Source organism: Pseudomonas sp. Ors-4-3C (assembly GCF_055755035.1).
Window position 1 is genome coordinate 3,781,525 of the sequence record NZ_CM146900.1, and the last position, 13,915, is coordinate 3,795,439.

10 protein-coding genes are annotated in these 13,915 nt (G+C 54.5%); 3 read left to right on the forward strand and 7 right to left on the reverse strand.

What is annotated here, in order from left to right:
* Positions 1-2 precede the first annotated feature (2 nt).
* A complete protein-coding gene (locus ACVHNU_RS16975) occupies positions 3-1,376 on the forward strand; it encodes a site-specific integrase (RefSeq protein ID WP_473017888.1) in 1,374 nt (457 codons plus the stop codon).
* Positions 1,377-1,545: 169 nt separating this feature from the next.
* On the opposite strand, the gene ACVHNU_RS16980 is transcribed toward ACVHNU_RS16975, so the two are convergent.
* From ACVHNU_RS16980 to ACVHNU_RS17000, 5 genes are all read right to left on the reverse strand, one after another.
* Positions 1,546-2,583, reverse strand: coding sequence for a DUF4238 domain-containing protein (locus ACVHNU_RS16980; RefSeq protein ID WP_473017889.1), 1,038 nt, complete (start codon positions 2,581-2,583; stop codon positions 1,546-1,548).
* A 250-nt stretch (positions 2,584-2,833) separates the two neighbouring features.
* Positions 2,834-3,655 (reverse strand): hypothetical protein, encoded by an 822-nt coding sequence (locus ACVHNU_RS16985; RefSeq protein ID WP_330755058.1) that lies wholly within the window; start codon positions 3,653-3,655, stop codon positions 2,834-2,836.
* Positions 3,652-5,355, reverse strand: coding sequence for an AAA family ATPase (locus tag ACVHNU_RS16990; RefSeq protein ID WP_473017891.1), 1,704 nt, complete (start codon positions 5,353-5,355; stop codon positions 3,652-3,654). Before ACVHNU_RS16990 ends, ACVHNU_RS16985 begins: the two co-directional genes overlap by 4 nt.
* 914 nt (positions 5,356-6,269) lie before the next feature.
* Positions 6,270-8,492, reverse strand: a complete 2,223-nt coding sequence (locus ACVHNU_RS16995; protein WP_473017892.1) for a hypothetical protein — start codon at positions 8,490-8,492, stop codon at positions 6,270-6,272.
* A 1-nt stretch (position 8,493) separates the two neighbouring features.
* Positions 8,494-9,651, reverse strand: a complete 1,158-nt coding sequence (locus tag ACVHNU_RS17000; protein WP_473017893.1) for an ATP-binding protein — start codon at positions 9,649-9,651, stop codon at positions 8,494-8,496.
* Between the two features lie 230 nt (positions 9,652-9,881).
* Here ACVHNU_RS17000 and ACVHNU_RS17005 point away from each other — a divergent pair, with 230 nt between their 5' ends.
* Entirely contained in the window at positions 9,882-10,457 is a 576-nt protein-coding gene (locus ACVHNU_RS17005) for a hypothetical protein (protein ID WP_473017894.1), read from the forward strand.
* Positions 10,458-10,772: 315 nt separating this feature from the next.
* Positions 10,773-11,111 (forward strand): GrlR family regulatory protein, encoded by a 339-nt coding sequence (locus ACVHNU_RS17010; protein WP_473017895.1) that lies wholly within the window; start codon positions 10,773-10,775, stop codon positions 11,109-11,111.
* Positions 11,112-11,173: 62 nt separating this feature from the next.
* On the opposite strand, the gene ACVHNU_RS17015 is transcribed toward ACVHNU_RS17010, so the two are convergent.
* The gene (locus ACVHNU_RS17015) at positions 11,174-11,959 is read right to left on the reverse strand and encodes a pentapeptide repeat-containing protein (protein ID WP_473017896.1); all 786 of its coding nucleotides are present in this window, start codon (positions 11,957-11,959) and stop codon (positions 11,174-11,176) included.
* A gap of 1,496 nt (positions 11,960-13,455) precedes the next feature.
* A complete protein-coding gene (locus tag ACVHNU_RS17020) occupies positions 13,456-13,842 on the reverse strand; it encodes a hypothetical protein (RefSeq protein WP_473017897.1) in 387 nt (128 codons plus the stop codon).
* Positions 13,843-13,915 lie beyond the last annotated feature (73 nt).

Genomic DNA, 13,915 nt, shown 5'->3' on the forward strand with positions numbered 1-13,915 from the left:
TCGTGATTGACAAAACGCATTCGTCTAGCGTCAATGCCGGTCTGCAAATCAAGACCAAGCAGCTCACTTACAACAGCGTAGAGCTGGGGATGGAAGTTACGCACTGTGTGCTGGTCGCCCAGCGGAAGAACAAGCAGTTATTGCTGAGCCACCCCAACCTATTTCTGTATAAACACACCCGGTCATCGATAGCGACCTCAACACGTTACGCGACTCTTATTTCGATGTTCTACCGGTTCCTGTCGACACAGCCGAAAATGAAGAACGTTGATCTGGAGTACTACCATGCCTTAGCGGACAACAGGGACATCCGCCGATGGCAGGTGCACCGCCAGCTTGAACGGCTCGAAAAAAACTCTCTGAAGCCGTCCTCTGAAACCATCTTCGAAGACGCTAAAGTGCTCCTGAACTTCTTCAGGTGGCTAAACGAACACGGCTATGTGACCAATGTCGATGTGACGACCCGAACGTGGCGCGCAAATTTCCGTAGTGGGCGGATGCTCAACTACATCAATCGAATTGGTACGTCGAGAATCAACTCGAATAACATCCGAGTTTTGGACAAGCAAAGTCGGCAGAAACAGTACGATTTCCTGATCACTGACGATGAAATCAAGCTGCTTTTGCAATCGTACTCAGACCCCGTATATGCGTCTATTTTTCTTCTCGCGTTAGGTACCGCGATGCGTCCTATGGACTTGGTCAGATTCCCGTATCTGGGTAATGCCGCGAACAAGCACATCATGCCGTATTCGAATATGAATAAGGGAGATGTGACCACGCAATACACGGTTTACAACAGCAAAGGAGGCAAGGATCGTGAGATCACCATACACATGGATGATCTTAAAGCCCTCGAAGAGAACTACATCATTCCCCACTATGGCGTTCGTAAACAGCTCTACAAGAAGCGGTTCAAACAAGACTGTCCGCCCGATGTATTGTTTCTGACCTCCCGGGGGATACCCGTCGATGTCGACAGGATTGCGTCCCGAACGCACGATGCGAAGAACAACGCCGCGAAGATCGACAGCAATTTCAGGTCTCACATCAATTTCTACCAGACCAGGCACTGGTGGCCGACCCAGTACCTCATAGGCTTCTTCGGTGATCGCCTGCTAACGGAGAATCTAGAGGTGCTCTACCTGGCTGCCGCTCAAGCGCTCACCCGGCAGATGGGTCATGAAGATGTCGCCACCACTTACAAATTCTACGTGAGCATGGCCCGCGTCCTCATGTTCGCCCATAAAGGACATGCGCTGGATCTGATCCGCGCGCCTGAGCACTCCGTATCCAGCTTCATTAAGAATCTGCGTCCGATAGATCGGAACAAGTTGGTGGAGGATGGAGCCGAGGAAGGAGGAAGGGCCGCCTAGCCAGCGAGTAAACGCAGGATACTTGGCCGTTCGCGACAGTAAGCGGCCCCCTTACCAGGGCCGTTTTATCTAGGAGTGCCTCAAGCGCTCAAGCCCCACGGTAACGCCACCATCAAGATGATTACTGGGAGGACTCTTCCAGTCTTAAAAGGATGTAACCTTATCAGCTCTACCCTTGCATGAGCTTCTGGATGACCTCCTCCATGATGCAACTCACCTCAGCTTCAGAGACCCATTGAGCGTTAGAGCCAATTTCACATCTCAGGTCAGCCAGGTGCGGTTTGGCGTCACTTGCGATGAAGTAGTCCATGGAGCAGCGAGCAATCTCCCTCGGCATGTCATAGGTTGGGGGGCCCTGGTAACCATCAGCGGTGCCCAGGAGGAACAAATTGGATGCGAGGGGAAGAACGACGTGTACGAGCTCGTCAGCCTTGTCGAGAAACGGACTGAATGCCCTTTGCGCCTTCACATGGAAGAGCACGATGGAGTCACCTAGTGGAAGATCACCAGGTGCATAGCTCTCCAAGCTATAGCTCAGTGACCTGAAGCGATCCGCTCGCATTGCGGGGGCAACCGATTCGGACATCACATTGATGTGGCATTGCCTCACCGCTTGTGAGACATGATTCTTGGTACTTGGCAGCAATGCCGCAATCTGTGCTGCTGCCATCGGAACCACTGCATCGAAGAACCCTGCTAGCAGATCTGGACGCCCCGCCAGTACCTGCTTGACCTGATCGGCGTTGGGCATCTCTCTGATGACTTGATCGATAGCTGGGGACTCCATGTGCAGATGGGGCCTGAGTAGCTGAGCAAGAGTGCCTGGATCAGCCATGCGTTTTAGAATGCCGCTGATGCACGCATCCCCGGCAGACTCCATATTGTGCCGCACATGACGGCTGCGAATTTCAAAGTGGGCTAGCAGATCTGGTATGGCGCTAACGCTTTGACCATCGAGCTCACCTCGCCGAAGCCGGTCGATCAAAGGGGCATAAACTTTCTCCTCGACTATCGTGATTTTGTCATCAAGGTCTGGCTCGGTTTCTACCGCATAGAAATGCCCTTCCATCCCGATAGCTTTGAGGTTTGTTTTCCTAGGCTCTCGACGCCGGTCGTACAGCCAGCTGCGCACCTCCCCACCAGTGCCTGGGGCTCGGAATCCTTTTTGCAAAAAACGCGGTATGAAATGCTGGTAGACCCCTGCCATAACCACTCCTTCGGATCCTTTCAGGCGAAGCTCAATATGGGTTAGCGCTGCATTTGAGTGAGCGGATGGCGAATACACCTATCTCGCTTGCTAACAGCCTCTGGACATACGCGCCGGTACTGAGAGAGCGTAGGCCCAAGTGGTCGCGGTGTTCGATGCGGCAAAGCCACAGTGTGCTTATCAATGTGCCAACTCCAAGCACTAGCCAATGATCAGCAGTGGCAACAACCAATCAGCGACGACGCCCGACTCAAACCGACAAACCCAGCGCTGCGAGATGTTCTCTCATGTACTTGTAGATCAGTACGCGACTGAACGCGACGTATGGTTCCTTAGGCATCAAGAACGCTTCGAGGTCTTCCAAATCGGCACCAGGATCACGGCCTTCCTTCAAGGCACTTAGCGTGTGACGAATTGCAGCACGAACCATCCGACCATGGCGTGCGCGCATCTGAAGTAGCTCCGCGCGAGCCAGTCCCAGGTAGTAGATGCTGGCCGTACCTTTTGCGCTTGGCACACCGTCAATCACGCGCGCCTCCACACGCCCGTCCTCCAGGAACACTAGGTGCTCTGCGGGATCATCAATGCAGGGATTAAGCAGCAGTGGTTCCTCCTGGCGAACCCGCCATGTCCCTTTTGCTCGCTTGGTCTCGTCGACCAACGGGAAAAAGTTGGCCTTACCGATTACCCGAGCATTGCCATCAAAATCATCCTGTGTTCTGGGTCGATTGCAATCTGAACATGACAACAACAGGTTCGGCCATTTAGCTCCCAACCAGAAATATCCGGGGATTACCTCTGCTGCAACTTTCGCCGTTTTGACGGTGACGACCACCTTACCTTTTGGCCTGTAGTGCTCCACATCACCGGACTGCGTTCCTGCCAGCAGCGACTCGCAGAACATGCATTTGCGACCGAATAGCTCTGCCAGCCTTTCCCTGACCGCCGTTGAGCCATACTCTTTGAAAACCCGCTTCTTAGGTTCGAGCGCTAAGTTTTTCCTCAGCTCAGCACGCCCCCTGCGTATCAAATCTGCTGGTGCGCTATCCCTTGGGCGCGTGATCTTAATCATTGCTTGTACCCGCCCCCATCCGCCAGCGGCGTGACCTGCTGCATGAGAAATTTGAGCTTCGACACCGTCGAATCGGTGAATTGTTTTACATTCACCGCTGCATTTACCGGTATGTCCAGTGCGCCTGTTGTGTCGAGCATCTGCAAGGCCATTCGCTCACGGCGACTGCCGCCTAGATAACGGGTGTCAGTGAGGTCAGCCACCAAGTCAGCAAGCGCTTGCTCTTCTTCGTATGATCTCGCTGGTTTACTTAAGAGCTCTTCGTACGCCTCTATCTTGGTTTCGAGCTCCGGATCGACCGTGCTCCGCAGTCCGAAATGCTCGGAGGTAAGGAGCTGATCAACTCTGAAATTGGCGACACTAGGAAGATTCTCCAGCGCGTAGATATGATTGAGTCTGTCTCGACGCAGCACCGCTACCTCGCCCTCCTTCAAGCCACGGAGGCAAAGAGGGTCATGGGTGCTGTAGATGATCTGAGCTCCGGGGAAGGCTTCGCGTAGTGCTGGCAGGCACTGGAGGCGCCAAGCAGGGTGGAAGTGGTTGCCGAGTTCATCAATCAGGACGATTCCCTCTGACGAATCAAGCGCAGCCCCTGACTGTGAAAGCACATGCATGATGTCTACTGCCATGCCGATCATGCACTGATACCCATCGCTGAGCTCACGAAGCTGACGCCCATCGACACCACCTACGTTGAGGTGCATAGCACCATCGTCGGATACCATGACTTGTACCTGGTGATCCTTGGGCATCAACTTACGAAGGACGTCGTTGACCTCGTCCAGACGATCGCGACCCAAATGCTTTAGCCACTCGGTAGGATCGCTGATTGGTAAGAAGGGGTCGAACAAGTTGTCGATCTTCGCGTGATCCTTTCCGGGCTTTGATTTATGGCGCGCAGTCGCCAAAAGCCGAGTGGCGCCATACGCCACGACGAGTGAACGAGAGTGCTCGTTACTAAACTCAATTTTTTTGTTGCGTTTGAAACGCATCGAGACCTGATCACCGCCTACCAAAGTTACAACAACCGAGCCCTCATGCGCTCCGGTCGCCAGTAATTGGTTGCTCGTGCGGCGAAGGGCTTTCGAGTACGCCTCACCCGATAGCGTCAAAGCTAGCGCTTTGAGTACGGTGCTCTTACCTACACCATTCTCACCGAGCAAAGCATAGCAAGGTGCATTCGACCCCTCTTGCACTTCTAGATTGAGATCCAGATGATGGATAGGCCCATAATTTTTGATCTCCAGCCGTGTCACGTATTGCGCTTTTGCAAGGTAGGCCTCCATGCCTTTCTTGGATTCAGTGTCGATTATCTCAACAGGCGACTCTTCCTTGTGGCGATCGAAATCCTGTTGGCGCCTTGGAACCTCACCGGGAAAGCCATAAGAAGGAGCTTGATGTCTCCCCGCCTCTCCAAGCTGGCGCCATACCGCCCTGTGTGCTGGATGCTCGTCGACTGAATGTATCCTGCCCGTGCTCTGCAGTAGCTGTACCTGCTCGAATCGAGTCTGGATCAATTGACGCCGGTTTAGATCAAGGAGCTTAATGGTGATGTCACCACGAACGCTAAGTGGAGACACCTCACCCGTTTCAGAGAATTCTAGATGCTCGTCTGGATTGTCTCGACAAGGATCCAATAACCCGGGTTCCTCAAACTCAACTGTTTCCAAATAGGGACGCTCGGGCAGCGGCGAGCCCATCAGGGGAAACCGATTTCCCTTATATCGATCGCAGACCGGGCATGCCCAATAAATGTTTCGCCAATCCGAATGAAGGTGCTGATAGGGATGCTCTCCGCGTACGCCACTTCGAGGCCGGTGACGCTCTATCACGCCACTCCCGGGATGAGCATAGCTCTCACAATAACAGCAGATCGGCCCAAAAACCTGAACTAAGTCCTCCACCAATCTGCGTCTGAACTTTCTCGTAACATCGTCCGAACGGCTGCCGTCATACCCTTCAAGCCCCCAACGCTGTCCCAGTTCATGGGGGCCATTTGCAAGATATGGAAGAAGATAGTCAGGGCATTCAGGGCGAAAAATAGGGGTCACGATGGCATCCTTGGCAGTCGTTCCCCACTTCAGGTTCTCGGGGGAGGCGGCGAAATCATACGCCGCAGCGATCGAGTCATGCCACAGAGCCAGTAAGAGTAGTGGTCAGATACCCCCTGACACTACGTTTTCCTCGGCTCACTTTGGCCAGCCCACTCGCGCTTTCAGCTCAGCCGCCAATAGGTAAAAACCTCCCACCTTTTTTCAATCATCAAGCGATGTCACAAGCGAGCACTGACCAATGATCTCTCCTTCTACTGGTCTTATGCGCTCTCAATGAGACTTACGACATGGCCTCTACCGAACTCCATCATCAAGAGCGATCACGTCAGCTTAAACATACGCAAACACCATCGCTTTTGATGCTGGGATTTTAAAGGTGTGTTCGCCGGCCCCCTATGCATTCGATTCGGCCCGTGCAAGTCATTCTGGGCACAAGAACCAGCTTACCAATAGTACTTTGGCAGTGATCTAAATGGACGTTAATGCCCTTGCCTGTCGCGACCAGAGCGCCTGAGAACGAACGTTGATTAAGCGCCGGCCCGACGGCTTCCGGGAGCAGGTTACAACGGCGGTTCATAATTTGGATCAAGCAAATAAGGGATTTCTGGAAGGTGCGGCGAGAGCGTTTCGATCAAGCTAGCCCGCAGGCGGCTATCAATGTCTTTATGCAGGCGGATCTTTCCGATCGCCAGCGCGATCACGAACTCCAAGGCGGCTTCTCCCCGCTCTTGGCCATACCCTGCGGCGACACGCTTGATGATATCGCTCATCGACAAGCTGTGGGTTTCCTGAGCCCGGTAATCGAGCTCGGCAGGTAGCGCGGCACGCAAGAACGCAGCCTGGATAACACCATCGTCGAACCGTGAGAACACGTCGGGCGAGAGGAGCACTTGCTGAAGCTCCCCGGACTCCAGTCGCTTGGCGTTCTGCACTTTATCGCTATGCCGGGCATTCTGCAGAATCCACAGGATGGTGAGGTAGATGTCAGTCGACGTCGCGATCCTCACATCTTCCGTACCGTCGACAAATGCGAAACCTCGGCTCAGCGTCATCGGTTCATTGGTGTGGCTACTGGGCCAGAAAGGGTGCTGGCCAAGCCCACCTGTGCCTGCGTTATCAAACACCTCCATGCGTTGCGTTATTGGTGCTGAGAACGTGTCGACGACTGAGTGCAAAGAGTCGAGCAGACGCTGCTCTTCGACCCAGTGATTCGTGCAGGCCAGCTCTGCCGCAGGGATTTCCATGAAGGTCTTGAAAACGTACCTGCTGTGATCCTTGGCGGGCTGGGTCAAGTTGCTCTGCAGATCCTTCATCAGTGCATAGCTGCGCCCGAAAAGTGCTCCAGTGATGTACAGCCGGGTGCCGGACTGCTGCGCGGTGCGCAGACGACGGCTTACGCTCTGTAGGCGCGACCCACGCTCAGCAGCAGCTGCAATGACAATGACAGACCCGTCAAAATCCACACTGGCATCAAAGTTATCGAAGGACACCTTGCTCTCGACCGTCACGCCACGGGACGCAAGGTACGCGATTGCCCGGTCGGCTAAAGCCTCGCTGGCCCCGTCGTCATCGTGAATGATCCAGCGGGTTGATGCGACCGCTTCCTCCAACAAGACGCGCTCAAACCATTCCAAGAAGTCGTCGGCAGCTGCGAGATTGTCTTTATAGACGCACACCGTCCGAGGCCTGAGCCCTGGCCGATCATGGGCGTAGCAACTGAAAAGGTTCGCCCCCATGAAGGAGTGAAACAGTTTTTGCAGCAAAGCCGGTGCATGATCGGTTCCGATGTTCAGCGCCTTGGTTTCGCTGTGCTCTGCAACGAATCGCTCACCATGAATCCGAATCAGACGGGTACCGCCCGCTTCGCCCTCCCCCAGAATTTCGAAGTCGTCTGGCTGCTTGAGCGTGTACAGGACAGAACAGGAATCCGATGACCGCTCAAAGGAGAGGATGGTCGCTACACGCTCAGGAGGAGCGCTGTTCACTTTTACCCACTGTTGCGCGAGGCCGCACTGGGTCGAGGCAGAGATGAGGCACAAGGCGGATACCGCTTTGGGCAAAGGCCCGTCTTTGATCAGTCCCTCGTGCGAGTGGAAAGAACGAATGTTGGCGAAGCCTGGCAGCCCGAATTTCATGAGGTACATCTGCATGCACATCGCCAGGGGCAGCAAGGCAATCGTGTCCAGGTAGAGGGTATCAGGGCGAGCCGCGCCCTCGTCCGTGGCCTTCTCGATCAAGGGCAGGCATGCGAATGCCAGGTAATAAGCGTGCAACGTCTCGGACAGGAGGTCTTCAGCGCGGATGAAATAATTCGAGGCCCGAGAGGAAGGCTTTGAATAGAAGAAGCCCGCAGGCGCCTTCTTTAGGACGCTGGAGCGCTCGACGAGGTTCGTCAGACCGGCTTTGACGATGGCCCTGGACTTGTCCTTGATCAGCGTTGCCAAGCCCTCCTCGGGCCCTGAGATGTGGACATACTCAGTTATGGCGCCCTTTACGTCGTAGAACGCACACGCATAGGTGCGAGGCGACCCCGGGCCTTTGCGGCTTAGCTCCGCCATGAGAGGGGATGTTGTGTCTGCTTGCTGAGCGCGAAATTCCGCCAAGATGTAGCCTGGCATGAGAAACACCAGGAGATCGGGCATGACATAGCCGGCGAGCTGGTGCTGGAGGGCGTGCGCTGCTTGCGTCTCGGTAAGGAGATCTGGGCCGGTGAAAAACACCACCGCGTGAACCGGCTTCCCGGCGTGACTTAGCTCGACTTCAAAATCCACGAGATCGAACATGTCAATTCACCGGAATGCAGATCGTGAAGACAGTGCCTTCGACAGCAGCCAATACTCGGCCACCGAATCGAGTCGACGGTTCGAATTCCATAACCTCATCTCTGCCATGAAAGGCCTGGTGCAATGAAAGCCGCCCCGTCCGGACACGTACAAAGGCTTTCAGTTTGTTGAGTGCCTGAACAGCGTTGTGCAGGCCCATTCCCGAATTCGGAGACTGCGTCTTGGAAGTGACGTGCTTCTTGAAGCAGTCAAGCGTGGCCTCAAGTTCAGCCTCTAAGCTCAGTCCATCCAGCGATTCGACTGGTCGTTCCTCCTTGACCGTTAGCCATCGCCGGGCCAAGCCAGGCCCGCTGTCGATGACCGAGATCTCCAGGAATTCCAGTACCTCAGCTTTGACAAAACGCTTCAGAATGAATCGAGCAAGTTCTGGCTCAACGTCGGAGTACTCCAGCGCATCCTGACGACTCATCCTGTTGAGCTTGATCGAGGTGCCGCGCAGCGCCTTCTTGTACTTGTTCCCATCAACGTCGGTGACCGCATGCTGGTCAGCGTTCGAGATCAGCTCCCAGAGTACGCTGCCCAGTGCAGGGAGGCCTGATCTGAGCAATGCACCTTGGTCACTGCGAGTGGTCATCAGCTTCGACGACGCCTCTATGAGCGTTGAGAACCACGTCCTGGGCTGGACTTTTGGGACGGAGTGATCGAAGTAGAACGGCTTGATGAATTCACGCTTTGCGTTGTTCACGCAGAATAGGTTGATGGCAGTTGGGCGGGCGCCTCTCAGGTTCGAGGTGTTGCGCAGATCACCTGCAAACATTGCATCGACCAGGGGTCTGATCGCCATGAGGGCTTCTCGCCGATCAATCAGTTGATGATCCCGAGCGTGCACTTCACTGCACATGATCAAGGCAAAGAATCCAGCGGCGCTATGAGCCAACTGCGTGATTTGGGCGATCGCTTCATCAGCAGGCGAGTACAGGTGAAGGACGGTCTTATCGTAGGCACGAGCCCAGGTCACGATGAACTGAGCCAATGCTGCATCAACACCCAGCCCACCGCCGTGGCTCATGCTGCGGGGAAGCCTGAGGTTGGGATCAGTGCCTAGCGACTGATAAAGATCCTCAATCTCGTAAAGGTTGAGCTTTCGGCTGATTTGCATTCACGCCCTCACATTCCATCGATGACTTGGCTGCCCGGGATTTCCAGCTGCCAGCGTCGTGATCTGCCTTAGCCGCCTCAGGCCTCGCATCGGAAAGGGCGCAGGCGGAACATGCGCCAGACTCTACTCGATGCAACAAATTTAGGCGATGATCCGAATAGCTTGCGCGCAAAGCGCCTTGTTCGGCCTCGGCAAGCGTGCAGCTTTACCCACGACCCAGGAAATGAGAAATGACCAGCATCGAAAAGGATTTCGCAGATATCAGGCGGCTGACTCGAATCGCCTTGCCCGAGAGTGACCGCTATGTATTTCGTCTGGGGGCCGCTGTCTACGGATTCGCTTCGGTCAGCAGTTTTATGGCGGAGGTGATCTGCCATATGGATCCCGAGAAGTCTCGTACCGAGCTCGAAGCCAAAATGGGCGGTCGCCTTGCAGACGCGTTTAAGCAAACGGTGACAAAGATCGAGCATTTGGAACCGGAAGCCTTCGCCGCCGGACAACAAGCCTATGAGCTGTTCAGGACACTCAACGATGAGCGATCGGACATCATCCACTCCTACCCGACCACCAGCATGGCCGGTAACCAAATTCTGCATCGACGCCAGGACGCGACTGAGCCCAGAGGTCAGGGCGAGACGCTAACCTCCAGTAAACCGGCGAAGCACTTCGAGGTTACCGATGAGTTCATGGATACCTTTTTAGCTCGGCTGCATCAAGTGAACGAACACCTGTATCTCATTCGTGACATCTTTCGTCCCACCGTAGAAGCCCCCGCCACGGTACCGGAAGAAGATACAGCCCTCTGACCGGCCTGGATCGCCGCTGGGGGTGACAGCGCTGGCGGCCATCTCCGTGGTGAGATAGAAACGTCGGCTCGTGATGGCGTTGCATCGGGACTACAACCTGCGACCTGACGGACGATGACGCTCGCGCTTCAGAGCACGAAGCGGCGCCACGCAGCCCTGAATGGACAGACAGAATTCGCTTATCTAGACGCTCAAAGCATTCAGCCCCCAACAAACTACCAGACAGGAAACAGCTGGTAACAAAACAGCATTAGGCCACCCCGCATTGGATCCCATTATGCTGGACGCTTAATTTCAGCAACCATGGAGACTCCCATGTCGCAAGGTGTGTTTGAGGTTCACTTCCGCTCCAACATCCAGGATTTCGGATCTGGTCTCGTGTTCGTCAAGGATGGCAGCGTGAATGGCAGCGATGCCAACTTCCTGTATCAAGGAAAACTTCCCGCTAAGTCTGGCGAATTCAAAACCCAGATCAACGTGCAGCAATGGCAAGCCGGTAACACCCATGTTTTCGGTGGTACTGGCGGATTCGTGCTTGATGCTCATGGCACTGTCGATTACGAGAAAGGCGTCTTCTCTCTGCAGGGCTCCCCGCAAGGAAATACGCAGCTGACACTTCAGGCAAGTGGTAAGCGCATCGGTGACGTAGCGTAAAAGGCACGGCGCAGCTGGTCTCACGCCGGCTGCGCATGCTTCACCGTCTAAGCGCTGGCCCGTCAGACCTCGTCTAGTAACCAGTGCGTTGAATCCACTTCACCACCGACAAGAGCGCCCGTGACGTTTCGCATGCAGCTTTCATAAACGTTGGCATTGCGCAAATCCGTATCTTCCAGATTTGCGCCACTGAAGTCGGCCCCACGAAGGTAGGCCCACCTCAAATCAGCACCAGAGAGATTGGCTGCCATAAATTTCCCCTCATGGATCACCATGCCCGCCCTGCACTGACCATCGTCGAAATAGCGAACGAACTTCGCGTTGCTTAGATCAGCGCCGGCAAACGAGGTGCAGATCGATACCCAGGAATCTGCAATGACACTGCTAGACGCAGAAATCCCCTCGAAACTCAAGAGTGAGACGCCCTTACGCTCAACGAGGAAATCAAGAAGCGCAGGACTGAAGTCAAAATTCTCGAACCTCACACGGTGCTTTTTGGCTGCCTCTGCCAGACTGAACTTGCCCTCAGCAGCACTCAGAAGCGCCTGCAACTGCCGCTCGAAAACATCAGGCTGGTAAAAGAAGCGAACTGGGTTGTTCCAGATGCGCTTTTGCGCATTGTGATCGCAGTAGTCTGTGAGACGTGCGTTGCACTGGGAAACCTGGTTGTACTCCAACCCAAAATCCCGGGCAACGTGCTGGAGCCACTGGCTGTGTTTAAGTGGACGCCCATTGAACTGCTTAAGAAGCCCCCGCCCTTCTGGACTCAGAGGTGCATCTGGATCATTTTGACAGCGCTTGGCGAGGAACGAGATGTGACGAAGGAGCGGTGATGTGGTGCTTTTCATGGCCTATTCCTTTGGGCGGCAGTGTCCTAGTCGCTGCCACCAAAAGAAATGGCGGGAGGTTGTGAAGCGTGAAGCAACGGTGCAATCGCTCTACACCCCTAGTTACGAGGGAAAATACAGCCCTCCAACTCCAGGGTTGCTGAACGTTGTCTGACATGGGTGCATTTTTAGGCGGAGCTACTCCGCTCAAAAAAATTGGGTTCTTTGTGTTTTTTTTGAAGCCAAAAGCAAAAGCAGCGGCCTAAAGGCCGAAGAGACGATCTCCCCTAGCAGCCCTCGCCTATCGGCAAGGCAATTGAAGCCTTAAAGAGCTCTAAGATCAAAAGCAAAAAGATCGACCGTCACACCGTGTCTGATCCAAGCATTATCAGTGGCGTCAGCACCGTAGAAAATCTTTTTGCTCTCAAATATAGAACTCCGTCTCGCTTTAAAATTTTCAAGAGGGGGGGTGAATAAATTGTCGCAAATTTGAATCTTTTGTCGCATCCATGAACGTTTGTCTGACGCCGTCCAAGAAACTCACCGATCCGAACTATCGAGGATGACTCCAAATGGATACGATCAGGCGGATCACGTTCTAGTGTCGAGCCTTACACCGGATAGTGGAGAACAGCCTTAGGGGGACGGTGTTTACAGGAGGACAGATGGGTGCCGGGATTTACTACAGCCAGGCCGATTACGTTCGCGGGCAATAGCTACAACGAATCCCTTTCGGTAAATGCAGATGATCAAACCCTGTACTTGAAAACTCTGGGCATGTCCCACTATTCCGGACACGACCAAAAGCTGTCTCAAGAAGGTGCTGCGGAGGCGCTCTGGGGAATCCTCATTACACCATTGCAACGCGGGAGGTAACCCTTCCTGATCAACCTCAGAGGCGTAGTCATGCCGTGAAGGCGTGACGAGCACCTAGTGTGCTGACCGCTTCGTATGACGTCTACCATCACTTGGGGCGCTTCGAAGCAATAAGGGCATCGAAGGCCTCCTGGCTGGAACGTCCTTCCCGCATCCTTGCGACCAGGAATTCCGCATCCAACCCCGCTGGGTCAAAAAACTCTCTGGCATGCCGGACGATGTCCAACCAGAGCTCAAAAGGGACTGCTGTGCTATCACCATTTCTGTACCGATAACTTGGACGGTGAAGCAATAGCGGCACTCTTACCACTAGGTCGTCACATAGCCGTTGAAAAATTTGGAAGGGTGTCTCGCTCATCCCGATTATGGAGGGATGGGTGAGGCGGCTGATCGATTGGATAGCGGACTCGGTATCGACGGTGTGCAGATTCGATAGACGTCGGACGTCTGCCTCAAATGCTTCTGGGCCAATTGACGTGACGAGTCGTTCGACAGATTCGAGTTCTGATAGATTGTCACGGCCCAGCGTTCTTACATGCTGCTCCATCATTCTCCTCCCGCTGACTAATTCCCTGCGTTCCACACTCAAGAGACCACTTTGACCTACTGGAGGAGCATCGCGGGCATTTGGGGAATTGCTGTTATTCGTCATCGAGTGCCGATCGATGTTGTTCCACGTGCGCGACTTCGCGCTCCCAAGCCTCTAGAAAATCAATCCAATCATGCCAGTAGAATCCTGCCTCCACACGAGCTGCGGGCCCCAGAGCCACCGCAAAGCGGGATCTCCAAGGTTCTGGGATATCTGCGTTCCGAATAATCCAGCACCCTACAGGATGAGCCTCCCTAGGCAGCCGAACCAGCTCAGCGTGGTCGAGATGGCAGGCGCTCAATGGAACTTCATGATCAAGTCGTTCAAGCTCATCCAATCGTTCCAGGATCGCCCGTGCGCTTTGATCGCCTGGTACCAGTTCAGCGAGCTGCCATAGCGCCTTCCTTCGTTCTCGTTCTCGTAGCCAGATATCACTCATCACGACGCCCTGGGAGCACGTAAGTACTCATGGTTAGTTGAGCTGGTGCGGCGCAGTGTCCGTTAGCCTTATC